Annotated in this window: 15 protein-coding genes and 2 pseudogenes; 11 read left to right on the top strand and 6 right to left on the bottom strand. The window is 55.2% G+C overall.

What is annotated here, in order from left to right:
* Positions 1–192: 192 nt before the first annotated feature.
* The 5 genes from ACKXF7_RS03385 (at position 193) to ACKXF7_RS03365 (ending at position 7,396) form a co-directional block, all read left to right on the top strand.
* A complete protein-coding gene (locus tag ACKXF7_RS03385) occupies positions 193–1,725 on the top strand; it encodes a type I restriction-modification system subunit M (RefSeq protein ID WP_423742139.1) in 1,533 nt (510 codons plus the stop codon).
* A complete protein-coding gene (locus ACKXF7_RS03380; protein ID WP_423742138.1) occupies positions 1,725–2,879 on the top strand; it encodes a restriction endonuclease subunit S in 1,155 nt (384 codons plus the stop codon). The genes ACKXF7_RS03385 and ACKXF7_RS03380 overlap by 1 nt, the downstream gene beginning before the upstream one ends.
* Before the next feature lie 60 nt (positions 2,880–2,939).
* Entirely contained in the window at positions 2,940–3,140 is a 201-nt protein-coding gene (locus ACKXF7_RS03375) for a hypothetical protein (RefSeq protein WP_423742137.1), read from the top strand.
* A 2-nt stretch (positions 3,141–3,142) separates the two neighbouring features.
* Positions 3,143–3,943, top strand: a complete 801-nt coding sequence (locus ACKXF7_RS03370) for a DUF4393 domain-containing protein (protein WP_423742136.1) — start codon at positions 3,143–3,145, stop codon at positions 3,941–3,943.
* Between the two features lie 66 nt (positions 3,944–4,009).
* The gene (locus tag ACKXF7_RS03365) at positions 4,010–7,396 is read left to right on the top strand and encodes a DEAD/DEAH box helicase family protein (RefSeq protein ID WP_423742135.1); all 3,387 of its coding nucleotides are present in this window, start codon (positions 4,010–4,012) and stop codon (positions 7,394–7,396) included.
* A 712-nt stretch (positions 7,397–8,108) separates the two neighbouring features.
* Here ACKXF7_RS03365 and ACKXF7_RS03360 read toward each other — a convergent pair.
* From ACKXF7_RS03360 to ACKXF7_RS03345, 4 genes are all read right to left on the bottom strand, one after another.
* On the bottom strand, positions 8,109–8,519 hold the full coding sequence (locus ACKXF7_RS03360) for a NifB/NifX family molybdenum-iron cluster-binding protein (protein WP_423742134.1): 411 nt from the start codon (positions 8,517–8,519) through the stop codon (positions 8,109–8,111).
* A 21-nt stretch (positions 8,520–8,540) separates the two neighbouring features.
* Positions 8,541–8,786: a GNAT family N-acetyltransferase gene (locus tag ACKXF7_RS03355; protein WP_423742133.1), complete on the bottom strand. Its 246-nt coding sequence runs from the start codon at positions 8,784–8,786 to the stop codon at positions 8,541–8,543.
* Positions 8,787–8,825: 39 nt separating this feature from the next.
* A complete protein-coding gene (locus ACKXF7_RS03350; protein WP_423742132.1) occupies positions 8,826–9,158 on the bottom strand; it encodes an NAD(P)/FAD-dependent oxidoreductase in 333 nt (110 codons plus the stop codon).
* Positions 9,159–9,250: 92 nt separating this feature from the next.
* Positions 9,251–10,081 (bottom strand): aminoacetone oxidase family FAD-binding enzyme, encoded by an 831-nt coding sequence (locus ACKXF7_RS03345; RefSeq protein ID WP_423742131.1) that lies wholly within the window; start codon positions 10,079–10,081, stop codon positions 9,251–9,253.
* 201 nt (positions 10,082–10,282) lie between these two features.
* Between ACKXF7_RS03345 and ACKXF7_RS03340 the strand changes: the two are divergent.
* From ACKXF7_RS03340 to dnaJ, 6 genes and pseudogenes are all read left to right on the top strand, one after another.
* A pseudogene (locus tag ACKXF7_RS03340) lies at positions 10,283–10,823 on the top strand (stage V sporulation T C-terminal domain-containing protein).
* A 502-nt stretch (positions 10,824–11,325) separates the two neighbouring features.
* Positions 11,326–12,201, top strand: a complete 876-nt coding sequence (locus tag ACKXF7_RS03335; RefSeq protein ID WP_423742130.1) for a heat-inducible transcriptional repressor HrcA — start codon at positions 11,326–11,328, stop codon at positions 12,199–12,201.
* The gene (locus tag ACKXF7_RS03330; protein ID WP_423742129.1) at positions 12,194–12,397 is read left to right on the top strand and encodes a hypothetical protein; all 204 of its coding nucleotides are present in this window, start codon (positions 12,194–12,196) and stop codon (positions 12,395–12,397) included. Before ACKXF7_RS03335 ends, ACKXF7_RS03330 begins: the two co-directional genes overlap by 8 nt.
* Entirely contained in the window at positions 12,394–13,023 is a 630-nt protein-coding gene (locus tag ACKXF7_RS03325; protein WP_249237825.1) for a nucleotide exchange factor GrpE, read from the top strand. Before ACKXF7_RS03330 ends, ACKXF7_RS03325 begins: the two co-directional genes overlap by 4 nt.
* 101 nt (positions 13,024–13,124) lie before the next feature.
* Positions 13,125–14,954, top strand: a complete 1,830-nt coding sequence (gene dnaK, locus ACKXF7_RS03320) for a molecular chaperone DnaK (RefSeq protein WP_339394591.1) — start codon at positions 13,125–13,127, stop codon at positions 14,952–14,954.
* A 158-nt stretch (positions 14,955–15,112) separates the two neighbouring features.
* Positions 15,113–16,292 (top strand): annotated as a pseudogene (gene dnaJ, locus ACKXF7_RS03315) (molecular chaperone DnaJ).
* A gap of 93 nt (positions 16,293–16,385) precedes the next feature.
* Here dnaJ and ACKXF7_RS03310 read toward each other — a convergent pair.
* A complete protein-coding gene (locus ACKXF7_RS03310) occupies positions 16,386–16,715 on the bottom strand; it encodes a hypothetical protein (protein WP_339394593.1) in 330 nt (109 codons plus the stop codon).
* 311 nt (positions 16,716–17,026) lie between these two features.
* Entirely contained in the window at positions 17,027–17,350 is a 324-nt protein-coding gene (locus ACKXF7_RS03305; RefSeq protein ID WP_339394594.1) for a hypothetical protein, read from the bottom strand.
* Positions 17,351–17,586: the final 236 nt, after the last annotated feature.

Genomic DNA, 17,586 nt, shown 5'->3' with positions numbered 1-17,586 from the left:
GCGTTGAATTGCATATCGTAAATTGCTGTTTTAACGTTCCACTGATTTCTTGCCTTGCGATCAAGAAAGCACTTCTGCTAAACGCTCTACATTGAAAATGCAATCGTACACTGCTATAATAAAATTGTGATATTATCACCAAAAATTCAAGATGCAAAGCGTTTGCGATTGGCAAACATTCAGGAGGAACGCATGGTAACAGGAGCCATTAAAAATAAGGTAGACAAGATCTGGACAGACATCTGGGCAGGCGGCATCACCAATCCGCTGACCGTCATTGAACAGCTGACCTATCTCATGTTCATCCGGTCACTGGACGAGAAAGAGCTTGCCACCGAAGATTTTGAAAACATGGCGGGCGAAAAGATGGAGCACATCTTCCCGGCCAGCGAAGCAGGACAGTCCATGCGGTGGAGCCGCTTCAAGGATAAAGATTCCCGCGAAATTTTCCTGACCATGCAGCAGCGGGTGTTCCCGGCCATCAAAAAGATGAAGTATGGCCGTCTGCCGGACTTTGACGCAAACGGTGAACTGGTGGAGATTGAGGACGACCCCACCCGCCCGGATGAGGGCAACACCGCCTTTGCGCGGTATATGGACGATGCCATGTTCCTCATTCCCACGCCGCAGGTGCTGCAAAAGATCATCACCGGGCTGGAGGATCTCTACACCCACGACATTGCCGACCTTGATATGCAGGGCGACCTGTACGAGTATATGCTGGGCAAACTGGCAACAGCAGGGCAGAACGGCCAGTTCCGCACGCCCAAACACATCCGCGACATGATGGTGGAGCTGGTGCAGCCCACGCCGGACGACTTCATCTGCGACCCCGCCTGCGGCACGGCTGGCTTTCTGGTGTCCAGTGCGCAGTACCTCCGCGCCCACTACGAGGACAGCATGACCCCGGAGCAGTGGCAGCATTTTGCCGGCCCGATGTTCACCGGCTTTGACACGGACCGCACCATGCTGCGCATTTCGGCCATGAATCTGATGCTCCACTCCATCACGAACCCGGAGATCGACTACAAGGACAGCGTGTCGAAGCAAAACTCCATTTGCAGCAAGTACACCGTCTGCCTTGCGAACCCGCCGTTCAAGGGCACTGTGGATGCCGAGAGCATCAACGATGACCTGAAAGCCGTCACCAACACCAAAAAGACGGAACTTCTGTTCCTTGCGCTCTTCCTGCGGATGCTCAAAACGGGCGGACGCTGCGCCTGCATCGTACCGGACGGCGTGCTGTTCGGTTCCAGCAAAGCGCACCAGAGCATCCGAAAAGAACTGATTGAAAACCATCAACTGCGGGCGGTCATCTCCATGCCCTCCGGCGTGTTCAAGCCCTACGCAGGCGTGTCTACGGCGGTGCTGGTGTTTACCAAGACCGGCGCGGGCGGCACCGACAGGGTGTGGTTCTACGATATGAAAGCCGACGGCTTCTCACTGGACGACAAGCGCACCGAGGTGAAGGAAAACGACATCCCGGACATCATCGCCCGGTTTCAGAACCTTGATGCCGAAACTGACCGCAAGCGCACCGAGCAGAGCTTCTTTGTGCCCAAAGAAGAAATTGCCGCCAATGGGTACGATTTGTCCATCAATAAGTACAAAGAGACCGAGTATGTGCCGGTGGAGTATCCCTCGACCACGGAGATCCTTGCCGACCTGCATGAGCTGGAAATGGAGATCACCAAGGGTCTGGCAGAGTTGGAGGAGATGGTGTGATGGCGAAGTTGGGAGAGGTTTGTACTATTGTATCTGGTTCGACACCAAAAACATCTGTTACGTCCTACTGGGATGGCAACATCAAATGGATAACACCTGCTGAATTGAACGAAGATACTTTTTATATTATGGATTCAGTTCGGCACATTACTGAAGAGGGAAAAGAAAAAACCGGATTGTCTTATCTGCCGACAGGAACAGTCATTTTATCTTCTCGCGCGCCGATTGGCAAAACCGCAATTGCCGGTTGTGAAATGTGTTGCAATCAAGGATTCAAGAACCTTATTTGCTCAGATGCGATTTATAATGAATACCTCTATTTTTTCTTGAAATCAAAAACAGACTATCTCAATTCATTGGGACGTGGCGCAACTTTTAAAGAAATTTCTAAATCCATCGTTGAAAATATTGAAATCCCGTTACCTGAAGTAAACCAGCAGAAAGAAGTTGCAGAAAAATTCAAGAAGTTAGAGCAGTTGATTTCTCTTCGCAAGCAACAGCTTTTCAAACTAGACGAGCTGGTAAAGGCGCGATTTGTGGAGGTGTTTGGAGACTGTAAGGCAAACCCTAAAAATTGGAAAACGAAAACTCTTGAAAAAATTGCAAATGTTGGTTCGAGCAAGCGCGTTTTTGTTGAAGAACTTCAAGACAGTGGCATTCCATTTTATAGGGGAACAGAAATTGGCGCATTAGCTGAGAAAAAAGCTGTCATACCAGCGCTTTTCATTACAGAAGAGCATTATAAACAATTGTGCGAAACCACAGGAAAGCCACAAAAAGGCGATTTGTTAATGCCATCTATTTGTCCTGACGGACGAATCTGGATTGTTGATACGGATGAACCCTTTTATTTTAAGGATGGTCGAGTGTTGTGGGTGCACTTGACAAGTGCGAATTATAATTCTGTGTTTTTGCTTTATACTCTAAAAGACAGAATTATGACGGACTATGCAAGTATTGCATCGGGAACGACATTTGCAGAGTTGAAAATTTTTGCACTGAAAAAATGCAAAATTTTCGATGTGCCTCTTGAACTTCAAAATCAATTTGCCAATTTTGTAGAGCGCGTAGACCAGCAGAAGCAGACCGTACAGCAGAGCCTTGAAAAGCTGAAACTGATGAAAAAGGCGCTGATGCAGGAATATTTTGGGTAAAAGAGTGGGCAACAGCGGATTTTAGCGGTATAGTGGAAGAAAAAGGAAGTGCCCTGTTGTATGTCAGAAGCTATTTGGGTTGCAATTATTGGATTGGTCGGCGTTGTAGTAGTAGCAGTTATCAATGGAGTTTTTGGCTTGATAAAAAAGCCGGAGAAAGACAGCAAGAAAAAGTCTGAGGATAAAATAAGCGTCAATCAAACAGTCTCAGGCAATAACAATACTGTAATTGGTGTGCAAACAGATAAGCGGGAGAAGTAATAATGGACGAAAATCATGAAGTCAACCAAACTGCGGCCTTGGGTTCCCATCATAATACCTTTGCAGGCGTGGTAAACAACTATGGTCTATCGGTAACGGATGTTACTCGGATGGCACTTCAAATGTTTCGTGAATACTACCCTCAACTACAAAAAGAAGCATTGGATACTGTGCAAAAATTGGTTGAAGAACATTTAAAATTGATCCCGGCAGAAAACATTATTCCTCCTAAGGCAAATGTCGTTGTGCCTGTGTTGCAAAATGCAAGTCTTACGGAGGAGCCAGACCTTTTAAAAATGTATGCGACCGTTTTAGCAAATTCAATGGACAAATTTATGCAAAGTGGGATTCATCCGGGTTTTGTAGACGTAATAAGGCAACTTTCTTCGGACGAAGCAAAAATATTAAAGTATATGAATCAGCATCCGACAGTGCCAACGGTTACATTACGCGCAACCGATGAAAAAAGGGCTGGCTTTAGCGTGGTCAAGAATTTTTCAAATGTTGGCGAATTAACTGGTTGTGAAGTTCCATATAATACCGGATTTTATTTTGACAATTTGCAACGGCTTGGTTTAGTTTCAAATGGCGGCAATATGGTCGTATTAAGTGATGAAAGTCTGTATGAACCTTTGGAAAACAATAAATATATGCATGATAAGATGAACAACATCCGACAACAACAAACATATAACAGGCCATTGCTGATGGCAGGCTTTTTTGAATTGTCAGACTATGGAAAAGCCTTTTGTAAAGCTTGCATGACCATACAGATACATACTGTAATTACAGCAGAAAGCTGAACTGAAAAATCCTAGGTCATAATTAAACGAGCATCACAAGAATCATTCAGAAAGGAGCCCTCCACCATGTCCAACTTCTCCTATCTCTCCACCCGCCCCGAATATTCCCTCTTCGCTAATTCTGCCATCGAGGCCGAGAAAGTGTTCTCCACCTCCCCGGCGATGTGCGCGGTGGGGTGCCGGAAGGCGTTGGAGCTGGCGGTGAAGTGGGTGTATGCGGCAGACAAAACCATCACGATGCCCTACAAGGACAACCTGCAATTCCTGCTGCATGAGCCGAGTTTCCGGTTCGCGGTGGACCGCAACGTGTGGAGCGTGCTGCCCAGCATCGTGAAGGCGGGCAATCTGGCGGTACATACAGGGCATAGCGTGTCGGCGGCGGATGCAGTGTTCAGCCTGCGGGGGCTGTTCGACTTCATCCAGTGGGTGGATTACTGCTACGGCACGGACTATGTGGAGCGCTCCTTTGATGAAACAGCCATCCCCGGTGAAAAGGTAACACTGGACGAAAAGAAGATCCGGGAGCAGGAAAGCCTGCTGACCCAGAAGGATGCCGAGCTGGAAGCCTTGCGCAAGCAGGTGGAGAGCCTTTCGACGGCGTACACGGCCAGCAAACAGCAGAACCAGCAGAGCCGCAGTTTCACCGCCGCCGACCTGACCGAGGCCGAGACGCGGCAGAAGATCATCGATATCGACCTCAAGGCCATGGGCTGGAAATTCACCGGGCCGGATGCCGATGTGCGCACCGAGTACGAAGTGGACAACATGAACGGCGTGCTGGGGCAGAAGGGCTATGCGGACTATGTGCTGATGGGCAAGGACGGCTTGCCGCTGGCGGTCATTGAAGCCAAGCGCAGCACCAAAGACCCCAACATCGGGCGCAAGCAGGCTCAGCTTTATGCAAACTGTCTGGAGCAGAAGTTTGGCCGCCGTCCGATGCTGTTTACCACCAACGGCTACAACACCTATTTCTGGGATGAGCAGAGCGGCCCGCAGCGTGCTGTAAGCGGGGTGTTCTGCAAGGACGATTTACAGAAACTGATGAACCGCCGCACCGAGAAAAAACCGCTGGACACCATCGAAATTGACGATAAAATCACCGACCGCTACTATCAGAAAAACGCCATCCGGGCTGTCTGCGCCCACATCGCGCAGGGCTTCCGGCGCAATCTGCTGGTCATGGCTACTGGCACGGGCAAGACCCGCACCGCATCCAGCCTGACCGATGTGCTGAGCCGGGGCGGTCATGTGACCAACGTGCTCTTTCTGGCGGACCGCACCGCGCTGGTCAAGCAGGCAAAGGACGACTTCAAAAAGTATCTGCCCGACCAGTCGCTGTGCAATCTGTGCTCCTCCAAGGACGATAAGGCCGCGCGCATCGTGTTTTCTACCTATCCCACCATGCTCAACGCCATCGACAACGCCAAGACCAAGGACGGCGTGCCGCTGTTTTCGCCCGCCCACTTTGACCTCATCATCGTGGACGAGAGCCACCGCAGCATTTTCAAGAAATACCGCGCCATTTTTGATTATTTCGATGCGATTCTGGTGGGTCTGACCGCCACCCCGAAAACCGATGTGGACCGCAACACCTACGACTTTTTCGAGATGGAACACGGCATCCCCACCTACGCCTACGATTACGACACGGCGGTCTACACCGACCATGTGCTGGTGCCTTACTACAACTACGAGGTCAAGACGAAATTCACAGAAGAGGGCATCCACTACGACCAGCTTTCACCGGAGGATAAGGCCCGCTACGAGGACGATTTTGCCGAGGACGACACCCTGCCCACCTTTATCCCATCCGAAAAGCTGAACAAGTTCATCTTCAACGCCAACACCGTGGACACGGTGCTGCAAGACCTGATGGAACGGGGCATCCAGACGGCAGGCGGCGACCGCATCGGCAAGACCATCATCTTTGCCCAGAACAAGCGCCACGCGGAGTTTATCCGGGAACGCTTTGGCAAGCTCTACCCGCAGCTGGAGACCCAGTACCCGGGATTCATCCAGCGGGTGGTCTGCGACGACGCCTATGCACAGTCCATCATTGACGACTTCAAGCAGCCGGACAAGCCGCCGTTTATTGCGGTTTCGGTGGATATGATGGACACGGGCATCGATGTACCGGAGTGCGTGAATCTGGTGTTCTTCAAAAAAGTGCGCAGCAAAACGAAGTTCTGGCAGATGATCGGCCGTGGTACACGGCTCTGCCCGTCCCTTGCCTGCGTGGATGCCATCGACGGCGAATATACGGGCAAACGGCGTTTTCTGATCTTCGACTACTGCGGCAACTTTGAGTTTTTCCGTCAGAAACCCAACGGCTACGAGAGCGCGGACACCAAAAGCCTGTCCGAGAGCATTTTCTGCAAGCAGGTGCGCATTGCCGCCGCGCTGCAGGATGGAGCCTATGGGGACGAAAAACACCAGAATTGGCGTAAAATTTTAACAGAAACCTGCCGTGCCGAAGTGGGAGCGCTGAACCCGGAGCTGGTATCCGTGCGGCTGCACCGACAGGCCGTGGAACACTATCAAAAGCCGGAAGCCTTTGTCAGCCTGACCGAAACGGACAAGGGTACTCTGATGAAAGAGGTGGCACCGCTCATCTCGCTGGACGACAAAGATGAAGCCGCCAAGCGGTTCGATAACTTTGTGTATGGCTTGCTGCTCTGTGAACTGGAAGGTCTGCCGGGGCTGGGCCGCGCCCAGAAACAGCTGCGCAGCACAGCGGCATTGCTGGAAGGGAAGGCTACCATCCCGCAGGTGCAGGCAAAGCTGCCCCTCATCCGGGAGGTGCAGACAGACGAATTTTTGACCTCGCACGATCTGCTCCGCTTTGAGGAAATGCGGCAGGAACTGCGGGAGCTTATCAAGTTTCTGGTGGACGGTGTAGAAGGGCAAAAGCCTGTCTACACGGCCCTTGCCGACCCGGTACTGGAACAGACCGAGGGCAAAACGCTGGATTCCGGCTACGATTTCGGCGAGTACCGGGAACGTGTGAACCGCTACATCATGGAGCACCGCAGCGATACGCTGGCCATCCACAAGCTGACCCAGAACATTCCACTTTCCCGGGGCGACTATACCGAGCTGGAACATATCTTTACCTGTGAGCTGGGCAGCAAAGAGGACTATGCACGGGAGTTTCGGGATACGCCCTTTGGTCTGCTGGTGCGTAAAGTGGCAAAGCTGGACCACGATGCTGCCATGCAGGCATTTTCCAAGTTCATCAACGACGAATCGCTGAATGCAAAGCAGATCGCGTTCGTGCAGAAGGTCATTCATTACATCGAGCAGAACGGTTATGTGGAAAGCAAAGCGGTGCTGATGAAACCACCCTTTGACCAACCCATTCTGTTTACCCGCCTGTTTGACGGCAAAACAGGCAGTGAACTGATGGAGACGATCAATTCGGTGAAAGAGAATGCCACCCATGTGACCGCATAAAGTGGTAGAATGTACTGATAAAAAACGGTATAATACGCTTGAACTTTTCAAGAGATATCGGTATCAATATCAGTTCCGCAGCATAAACGTTGCACAGCTATATGGCGTTCAGAAATCTCGTGCATCCTCTATCATCAAGAATCTTATCAAGCATGGATTGGTGACGTCACCAGAATATGGCGTATACCAATTTGTGAAGAAGTAACACCGCTATCAACAGGTGGTTTTTGAAAACCAAGCGGTGATGCTGTTACAGCCCATGGAACGTCTTAATATAATTTGAATTATCATAATCGAAATTATATTAACCGCCTGCGCAGAAATGCCCACTCCCCTGAGAACTCCTCAGACGAGTGGGCATTCTTCTTTCCGTGTATCAAATTTACCTCTGTGGTCACTCAAATCGCCACCAAGTCATGGATGCTGTCCGGCAGATTTTCTTTTACCGGCACAAGAAAAAGCTGTCTTGAGCATCTATGGGTCGCTGATATGGAGTTTGCCGTTGCTCCTGAGATCGTGGATAGCAGCCCTCCGAAATCACCGTTTTCTCTGCACAGAAACAGGATCACGCTTCTGATTGAAATATTACTTGATTTGAAACCGAATGTTAATTTCTGCGAGAAAATGAGCCGTGTATTTCAAACAAAAACCGCCTACATCACAAACGATGCAGGCGGTTTTCTCGGGGGAGTAAAACGGAAATCAAAAAGTGTTAGTGACAATTTCCGGTACAACCACCCTTGTCCTCGTGACAGGAGTGTGAGCCACAGGTGTGCCCCTCCTCATGGCTGTGATGGTCGCAGTGGGCATTTGGATCAAAAACAAGATTTCCTGCAAGGTAATCCGCAACAACGCTGTCAGCTGCGCCAGAAATGCCGCCAAACAGCTGAATCCCGGCCTGTGCAAGAGCGTTCTGCGCACCGGCACCAATACCGCCGCAGAGAACGACATTTACACCGTTCTGAACAAGGAAGCCCACCAATGCACCATGACCCTGCCCATTGGTAGAAACGACCTCGCCGGTCGGAAGCTGACCGTTTTCGATGTTATAGATCTTGAACTGTGCAGAGTGTCCGAAGTGCTGGAACACCTGACCGTTTTCGTAAGGAATTGCGATTTTCATAACTGAATCTCCTTTTGCTTTTTAGCGTTTATCAGAATAGTTGCAAATTTGGATGGCCGCACCATGCTCCATCCGCTGAAAGCCGTGCTTTTCATAGAACGGGACATTCTTTTCGTCCTCTGGCATTCCTTCGATATATAGGTGGTTCTTATATTTTTCTTTGATACGTTCCAGCATCTCTCCGGCAATGCCTTTCCCCTGATAATCAGGATGTACCAGCACATAGTGAATTGTTTTGTTACTTGGTGGTGAACGGAACGGCAGCAATATACGGCGGTGCCGCTCATCATTTCTGCTCCCGGACGGTTATTTTTTCCGCTGCCGCTGAATGCGGCGGGCGGCGTCCCGCCCGGCTGCAATCCCGCTGCCGAAGGCCCAGTGCAGATTGAAGCCGCCGCAGCTGCCGGCGCAGTCCAGCGTTTCGCCCACAAAATACAGGCCCGGGCAGCCCTGAAACTGAAAATGCGCATCCACTTCCCGCAGCGAGAGCCCGCCGCCGGTCACCTGCGCCTGCTTCCAGCCGCAGGGGGTCAGGCCCTCAAAGCGCCAGTGCTTGGCAGTGTGGGCCAGCTTTTGCCACTGCCCGGCGGTGAGAACGGCGGGCGCATCGCCGTCCCTCAGCCCGGCGGCAGACCACACAGCGCAGCCCAGCTTCCGGTTCAGCAGGCCCAGCCAGAACCCGTCAGGGCTGTCCCCTGCCGTCTGGGCGGCATGGGAACGGAACAGGGCGGTCAGCTCTGCTTCGTCCAGTGCCGGAAAAGATCCAGCTCCACCGCAGGAGCCTTTGGACTGCGGCCCGGTGCCAGCAGGCCGGACAGCTGCATGATGCAGATGCCGGAAAGGCCATAGTCGGTGAACTGCACCTCGCCGGTCTCTGTGGCCAGCACACGGCTTCCGTCCAACAGGGAGGCCGCGGCCTTGGCGCGGATGCCGGCCAGAGTCTTGTTGGGCTTTGCGCACTGCAGAGCGGTCAGACTGGGATACAGCGGCTCCGTTCTGCCGCCGCACTGGGCGGCGAACCGGGTGCCGAAGCCGTCGGTGCCGAACTGCGGCCCGGCAGCACCGCCCATGGCGCAGATGACGGCATCGGCGCGCAGGGTCTCGGTGCTGCCCTCTGCTGTCTCGAACTGCACAGCGTAGCCGCTGCGGCTCTGGCTCAGGGTGCGCACGGTGCAGCCGGTGCGCAGCTGCACATGGTGCTGCGCAAGGTGGTGCTCCAGCAGGGCCAGCACGTCCGCTGCCTGATTGGAATAGGGATAGATGCGCCCCGCTTCGTCGGTGCGGGTATAGAGCCCCAGAGCGCGGAACCAGCCCAGCGGGTCGGCTGCATTCACAGCGTCCAGCAGCGGGAGCAGCGCCGCCGGGTCGGCTGTTAAATACCGCTCCGGCGCGATGCCGGTGTTGTCCAGATTGCAGCGGCCGTTGCCGGTGGCCAGCAGCTTTTTGCCAGGCCTTGGGTTACGTTCCAGCACGACCACCTGTGCGCGGGGTGCACTTTGTGCGGCGGCCAGCCCGGCGGCCAGCCCGGCGGCACCGCCGCCCAGAATGAGGATGTTCGGCATCCTGACACCTGCCTTTCTCAGCAGAATTTCAGAAGCTGTCCTCATAAGCGGGGTGCTGTGCTTATGAAAACGGCTTTTTGTATCATTGTAGCAGAACCCTGCCGGAAACGCAACGAAGGGGCAGCTTTCCGTAGGTATAAATTGCCCGGGCTGACAGATACTAGAGGTGCAGGCATTTTCAAGGAAACGGAGGAGCCAACAATGAAAGCAACAGGTATCGTGCGCCGCATCGACGAGCTGGGACGGGTGGTGATCCCCAAAGGTCCGCCGCACCCAGCGCATCCGCCGCGGCGACCCGCTGGAGATCTTCACGACAGGCGACGGCGAGGTGATCTTTAAAAAGTATTCCCCCATTGGCGAAATGAACGCAGTGGCGGCCCAATACACCGAGGTGCTGAGCAAAAGCTTTGCGCTTACCACCTTTGTGGCAGACCGGGACCGCATCCTCACGGTGAGCGGGAGCGGCCGGCGGGAGCTGGCCGACCGCAGCATCAGCCAGCCGCTGGAAAAGCTGATGGATGGCCGCAGGCTGTACCAGTGCGAGGGCGTTGCGGAAAAATGCATCCTGCCCTGCGAGGGCTCGCCCCGGGTGGTGCTGTGCGCCGCACCCATCATTGCGTCGGGCGATGTGATCGGCGTGGTGGGTCTGCTGACCGAAGACCGCACCGCTGTGCCGGATGCCGCCCAGCTCAAGGCGGTGAATGTGGCGGCAGCGTTTCTGGCCAGACAGATGGAGGAGTAAGGCGGGACGATTTTGAATGCGCGCCGCGCTGCTTTGGACGAGTTGTGGCACCCAGCGGCTGCTACGGCCCTTGAGCGGGCCTTGCATCCTGCTGGCCACGGCCCCAACAGCTCCTCCCTGCTTCGGCCGCAGGCCGCAGTCGTCGCCGTTGCATATTCAGCGGAAAAATTATTTATAATAGAGCAATGCCGGGCGGTCTGCGGACCGCTCGGCATTGCGTTTTCACGGGTGGGGGGTCGTGACGGCAAACGGCATTTGCGGCGCTGCTTTCTGCGAAAGCGCGGCGCAGCGGGAAGCGGGCTTGCCCCCTCAGACGCTTTGGCAAACCGGAAAGCCTGACGTACTGCCGAGGCCACACCTCTTTTTATGACAGAATTATGAATCTTTGATAACATTTTTCCAAGGGGCTTGACAGCACCGGAAAATTGGCTATAATGGTCTTAGCACTCAGGAACAAGGAGTGCTAAACAAACAAAGCAAACGCAAAAAGGAGGCAGGCGCTATGACGATGGATGCACGCAAGCAGCGAGTCTTGCAGGCGATCGTGGCGCTGTATGGTCTCGAAGGCGAGCCCGTTGGCAGCAGCGTGCTGGCAAACTACTTTGACATGGCAGTTTCCAGCGCAACGCTCCGCAATGAAATGGCGGCGCTGACAAAGCTGGGCCTGCTGGAGCAGCCCCACACCAGCGCGGGCCGTGTGCCCAGTGCCAAGGGCTACCGCTACTACCTTGATAATCTGCTGACCGACGATCAGCCGCTGGACCGCGTGAGCCGCGCCCGTGTGGATGCGGTGTTCGCAAGCCTCGACCACGAGCCGGAAAAGCTGGCGCAGGGTGCAGCCCGGGCGCTGGCCGCCATCAGCGGCTGCACCGCCGCCATCAGCACCCCGTGTGCAGAGGATCTGTGCATTGCCCACTATGAAGTTGTTCAGGTGGGCCGCAGCGCAGCCGCTGTGCTGGCTGTAACAACTGCCGGTTACGTCCGCACCCGTGTGGCGCGGGTACGCACCGGCCTCTCCCGCGAGAATGCAGCGGCTCTTGCCGCATTGCTGAACCGCAACCTCACCTTTGTGGCGCCGGTGGATCTTTCGCCCCGGCTGCTGGCAGAGCTGTGCAGCCAGATCGACCCGGAGCTGGTGCCTGTCATCAGCGCGGCGGCGGCCATCCTGCAGGATTCCGTCAAGCCCCACGTATTTCTGGGCGGTGAGCAGTATCTGCTGGACTGGCCTCAGCTGGACGGCAAGGTGGGTGACATCCTTACCCTGCTGAACGACGAAGAAGAGGCAGCGGCCCTGATCGCTCCCCCGACAGACCGCAGCGAGAGCGTGCTGCTGGGCGAGGACTGGAACCGCAGATCCGGGCCTGTGCATCGTGAGTGACCGGTATCTGGTGGGCGGAGGCCTGTGGGGCTCCATTGCATTGATCGGCCCCACCCGGATGCCCTTCCAGAAACTGATGCCGCTGCTGCATTATTTTGCAGACCAGCTGGGCGAGGGCATGAGCGGCAAACGAAAAGACACCCCACAGGCTGCCGTACCCCGGCGGACTGTGATCTATAAGGAGGATCTGGAATGAGCGAAGAAGCAAAAAAGACGGCTCCGGCTCAGGAAGCGGAGCAGCCCGAAACGGCTCCCGAGGAAAAGGCCCAGCAGGCAGCACCCGAACAGGAACCTGCTGCTGAAGCTGCCGACCCGAAGGATGATAAGAAGAAGGATGGCGGCTGGTTCAACAAGAAGGCCCGCGAGCTGGAAGCCGTAAAGGCAAAGCTGGACGCGGCCGAAGCCAATGCTGCACAGGCCAAAGACCAGCTGCTGCGCATGGCTGCCGAGTACGAGAACTACCGCAAGCGCTCCACCCGCGAAGCCGACCAGAAGTTCAACGATGGCATTTCCTTTGCGGTGAACCAGATCATCCCCATTCTGGACACGCTGGAGATGGCGGCCAACGCCCCCACCACCGACGAGAACTACAAAAAGGGTGTGACCATGACGCTGGACAAAGCCGCCAAGGCGCTGGACGTCCTCCATGTGGAGGAGATCGAAGCGCTGGGCAAGCCCTTTGACCCCAACTTCATGAACGCGGTGCAGCAGATCCCCGCCCCGGACGGACAGGAGAGCGGCACCGTCATCACGGTCTACCAGAAGGGTTACAGGCTGGGCGATAAGATCGTCCGCCATGCGACCGTTGTGGTGGCCGAGTAACAATGCAGAAACCCGCAGGGGTTTTGAATATAACATCCGCTTACAAACATTTGAGCATCACATAAACAATACGATTTGTTCTTTCGAGAGGAGTTTTCATTATGAGTAAGATCATTGGTATCGACCTTGGTACTACCAACAGCTGCGTGGCTGTCATGGAGGGCGGCGAGCCCGTTGTTATCGCAAACTCTGAGGGTGCACGCACCACCCCGTCTGTGGTCGGCTTTACCAAGACCGGCGATCGTCTGGTGGGTCAGGTCGCAAAGCGTCAGGCCATCACCAACCCCGAGAACACCGTCGCTTCCATCAAGCGTTTCATGGGCACCGATCACAAGGTGACCCTGAACGGCAAGGAGTACACTCCCCAGCAGGTCAGCGCTATGATCCTGCAGAAGCTGAAGGCTGACGCCGAGGCTTATCTGGGCGAGTCCGTTACCGAGGCCGTCATCACCGTTCCTGCCTACTTCAACGACAGCCAGCGTCAGGCTACCAAGGACGCAGGCACCATTGCAGGCCTGAACGTCAAGCGTATCATCAACGAGCCCACTGCCGCTTCTCTGGCATACGGCATCGATAAGGAAGAGGACCAGAAGATCATGGTCTACGACCTGGGCGGCGGCACCTTCGATGTGTCCATCATCGAGATGGGCGACGGCGTCACCGAGGTTCTGGCCACCAATGGTGATACCCATCTGGGCGGCGATGACTTCGATGAGCGCATCATCAACTGGATGGCAGACGCCTTCCAGACCGAGAACGGCATCGACCTGCGCAAGGACAAGATGGCTGCGCAGCGTCTGAAGGAAGCTGCTGAGAAGGCAAAGATCGAGCTGTCCAGCGCAATGAGCAGCCAGATCAACCTGCCCTTCATCACTGCCGACGCTACCGGCCCCAAGCACTTGGATATGACCCTGACCCGCGCAAAGTTCAACGAGCTGACCGCTGATCTGGTGGATCGCACCATGGGCCCCGTCCGCAAGGCTCTGCAGGATGCAGGTCTGCGTCCCTCTGACCTGAAGAAGGTCCTGATGGTCGGTGGCTCCACCCGTATCCCCGCTGTCTACGATGCAGTCAAGAAGGAACTGAACTGCGAGCCCTTCAAGGGCATCAACCCCGATGAGTGCGTGGCTGTGGGTGCTGCCATTCAGGGCGGCGTGCTGCAGGGCGATGTCAAGGGCCTGCTGCTGCTGGATGTCACCCCGCTGAGCCTGGGCATTGAGACTCTGGGCGGCGTGTGCACCAAGATCATCGACCGCAACACCACCATCCCCACCCACAAGAGCCAGGTGTTCTCCACCGCTGCCGACAACCAGCCCTCTGTTGAGGTCAACGTGCTGCAGGGCGAGCGTGAGTTCGCACGCGACAACAAGAGCCTGGGTGTCTTCCATCTGGACGGCATCGCTCCGGCTCCCCGTGGTGTGCCTCAGATCGAAGTTACCTTCGATATCGATGCAAACGGCATCGTGAAGGTCAGCGCAAAGGATCTGGGTACCGGCAAGGAGCAGAACATCACCATCACCGCTTCCACCAACATGTCCAAGGAGGACATCGACAAGGCTGTGAAGGAAGCTGAGCAGTTTGCTGCCGACGATAAGAAGAAGCGTGAAGAGGTCGATATCCGCAACGGTGCCGACCAGATGGTGTTCCAGACCGAGAAGATGCTGAAGGAGAACGGCGACAAGCTGCCCGCCGACGTCAAGACCGAGGCTGAGAGCAAGCTGGCCGACCTGAAGACCGCTGTTCAGTCCGGCAATGTGGACGACATCAAGGCAAAGCAGGAAGCCCTGAGCCAGGTGTTCGAGAAGATGTATCAGGCAGCCGCTGCCGCACAGCAGGCCGCCGGTGCACAGCCCGGCCCCGATGCAGGTGCAAACAACCAGCAGAAGCCCAATGATGACGGCGTTGTGGATGCCGACTTCAAGGAAGTCTGATAAAAAACACAGCAGTGTGTGCCCGGCCAAACCGGCGGACACATGCGTAGAATAGCAAAAGCCGCTCCGGTTTTGCCGGAGCGGCTCTTGCTGGTTATAGAGCGAGGAACCAACCGGGGCGTTTCCCGGATCAAACGTTCCCGGAGAGGTGAGTGGATATGGCACAGGAAAAGCGTGATTACTACGAAGTGCTGGGGGTATCCAAGACTGCGACCGATGCCGAGATCAAAAAGGCATACCGCAAGCTTGCAATGAAATACCACCCGGACTATAACCCCGGCGATAAGAACGCCGAGGAAAAGTTCAAGGAAGTAAACGAAGCAAACGAGGTGCTTTCGGACCCGAAGAAGCGCCAGCTGTACGACCAGTACGGCTTTGCAGGTGTTGACCCTGCCTATGCAGCACAGAACGGCGGCGGCCCCGGTGCGGGCGGCTTTGGCGGTTTTGGCGGCGACGGCGTGGATCTGGGCGACATTTTCGGCGATATCTTTGGCGGCGGTTTCGGCGGCTTTGGCGGTTCGTCCCGTCAGGCAAACCCCAATGCCCCCCGCAAGGGTCAGGACATCCGGGTACGCATCACCCTGAGCTTTGACGAGGCCGTGCACGGCTGCAAGAAGAACATCACCATCACCCGCCAGCAGGAGTGCACCGAGTGCCACGGCAGCGGCTGTGCTGCCGGTTCCAGCCCTGAGACCTGCCCGGACTGCGGCGGCCGCGGCTTCGTCAATCCGCCAGCAGCGCACCCCCTTTGGCGTCATGCAGACCCAGCAGCCCTGCTCCCGCTGCGGCGGCAAGGGCAAGCTGGTCAAGAACCCCTGCAAGGTCTGCCATGGCGCGGGCAAGGTGGCTACCAGAAAGACGCTGGAGGTGTCCATCCCCATGGGCATCGACGACGATCAGAGCTTTGCACTGCGCGGCATGGGCGATGCCGGTGCCAACGGCGGTCCTGCCGGTGATGTGATCGTCATGGTCACGGTGCGCCCCAGCGAGGTGTTCCAGCGCGACGGCTATGATGTGTGGGTCACCGTGCCCATCACCTTCAGTCAGGCCGTGCTGGGTGACACCGTGCAGGTGCCTTCCATTGACGGCAAGGTGGAGTACACCGTGCCCGAGGGCACCCAGAGCGGCACCACCTTCCGCCTGCGCGGCAAGGGCATCCAGTATCTGAACGGCCGCGGCCGGGGCGATATGTACGTCAAGTGCGAGGTGGAGATCCCCAAGAAGCTGAACAAGACCCAGCGGGAGGCCCTGAAGAAATTTGAGGGCACCCTGAAAGAGGAAAACTACGAAAAGCGCAAGGGCTTCTTCAAAAAGCTGAAGGACATGTTCAACAGCTGAACATAAAAAGCATGGCATAACGTAAAAGCGGCGGCACCTCCCAACCGGGAGGTGCCGCCGCTTTTTGCTTGTTCAGGGAGATACAGGGGACGCTCAGGAGCCAAAGACGATCAGTGCATTGGGAACCAGACCGATGATGCTCACACAGGATGCAGCAAACCAGAAGCTGCATCCTGCATCGTGGATGGTGTTCAGAGAGCTCTTTTCAGCGTGGACGACCAGAGCGTTCATGCCGTTCTCCACCCAGTTGGAGTTGATGTTTGCCTTGCGGTAATCGTGGATGGTGGAAACAGCCTTATACCAGCCGTACAGCGGGAACCAGGCCATGACGGCCTGCACGACGCCTACGCCGCCCTCGGTGTAGGTCATCTCATCACAGGATAAAACATGGTATGCAGCGGGATACGTAATGGTGTTCGTCATAAAGCAAACTCCTTTGTTTTTGTATGGAAATAAAAACGGCGGCTCTTCTCATGAAGAGCCGCCGCAAAAAGCCCTTTGGGGTACTCCTGAAAGTTAGAAGTAGATAATGCCCAGAGACATAACAGCAGAAAAGCCTGATGGTCGATGCAGCATTCCAGAAGATCATGCCGGCATGGCAGAAGGTGTTGGTCACATTGCCCTTGCAGTCGGCTTCTTAGTTCTGCTTGATGAAAAGCCCGCGGCCCTCTCTGGCGGAAAAGGCCGCGGGTAAAGGGGTCTTTGGTCTCTCCGGACGGATCTTATGAGCAGGGTCAGAGCAGGACGATGGCAGCATTGACCAGCAGGCCGACGCCGGTAGCGCTGGTTGCAGTGACCCAGACGATGCGTCCCAGATCACGCAGCATGTTCTGCGTACTGGAATCCATATCGCGGCTCAGAGCATCCAGACCGGTATCCAGCCAGTCGTTGGGGTGGCTCTTGCGGTAGCGGCGCATGGCGGTAACACCCATGTACCAGCCAATGGGCGGGATCCAGTTCAGCAGAGCTTCCGTAAAGGTAGCACCGCCTTCGGTGTAGGTCATTTCTTCGCAGGAAAGAACGTTGTAGGAAGCAGGCATCATGATCTTGTTTTCCATAATAACACTCCTTTGAATCAAAGATCGTATCAGCACATTCTATGCACTGTTCACACCAGATTGAACCATCGGTGAAGAGCAGCTGCTCTATATCGCCATTGTACAACACCCGTTGCATTTTTTCAAGGGGTGAATGGGCAGTCTGCGCAAAAACTGGAGAGACTTCCGAAAAGAACTGGAAAAATTTGTGGAAAAGCACTGCAATAAAATACACCCCTCCGCAAACCGCGCTGGGC

The sequence above is a fragment of the Faecalibacterium sp. 7 genome (assembly GCF_049562865.1).
Taxonomy (GTDB): Bacteria; Bacillota; Clostridia; order Oscillospirales; family Ruminococcaceae; genus Faecalibacterium; species Faecalibacterium wellingii.
This window is presented reverse-complemented; position numbering and strand designations above follow the sequence as displayed.

What these genes read in the sequence shown, in the direction of transcription:
- ACKXF7_RS03345 (WP_423742131.1), bottom strand. Translation starts at nt 10,081, where the DNA reads ATGCCGAACATCCTCATTCTGGGCGGCGGTGCCGCCGGGCTGGCCGCC.
- ACKXF7_RS03305 (WP_339394594.1), bottom strand. Translation starts at nt 17,350, where the DNA reads ATGGAAAACAAGATCATGATGCCTGCTTCCTACAACGTTCTTTCCTGC.
- ACKXF7_RS03375 (WP_423742137.1), top strand. Translation starts at nt 2,940, where the DNA reads ATGTCAGAAGCTATTTGGGTTGCAATTATTGGATTGGTCGGCGTTGTA.
- ACKXF7_RS03360 (WP_423742134.1), bottom strand. Translation starts at nt 8,519, where the DNA reads ATGAAAATCGCAATTCCTTACGAAAACGGTCAGGTGTTCCAGCACTTC.
- ACKXF7_RS03310 (WP_339394593.1), bottom strand. Translation starts at nt 16,715, where the DNA reads ATGACGAACACCATTACGTATCCCGCTGCATACCATGTTTTATCCTGT.
- ACKXF7_RS03365 (WP_423742135.1), top strand. Translation starts at nt 4,010, where the DNA reads ATGTCCAACTTCTCCTATCTCTCCACCCGCCCCGAATATTCCCTCTTC.
- ACKXF7_RS03335 (WP_423742130.1), top strand. Translation starts at nt 11,326, where the DNA reads ATGACGATGGATGCACGCAAGCAGCGAGTCTTGCAGGCGATCGTGGCG.
- ACKXF7_RS03380 (WP_423742138.1), top strand. Translation starts at nt 1,725, where the DNA reads ATGGCGAAGTTGGGAGAGGTTTGTACTATTGTATCTGGTTCGACACCA.
- dnaK (WP_339394591.1), top strand. Translation starts at nt 13,125, where the DNA reads ATGAGTAAGATCATTGGTATCGACCTTGGTACTACCAACAGCTGCGTG.
- ACKXF7_RS03370 (WP_423742136.1), top strand. Translation starts at nt 3,143, where the DNA reads ATGGACGAAAATCATGAAGTCAACCAAACTGCGGCCTTGGGTTCCCAT.
- ACKXF7_RS03325 (WP_249237825.1), top strand. Translation starts at nt 12,394, where the DNA reads ATGAGCGAAGAAGCAAAAAAGACGGCTCCGGCTCAGGAAGCGGAGCAG.
- ACKXF7_RS03385 (WP_423742139.1), top strand. Translation starts at nt 193, where the DNA reads ATGGTAACAGGAGCCATTAAAAATAAGGTAGACAAGATCTGGACAGAC.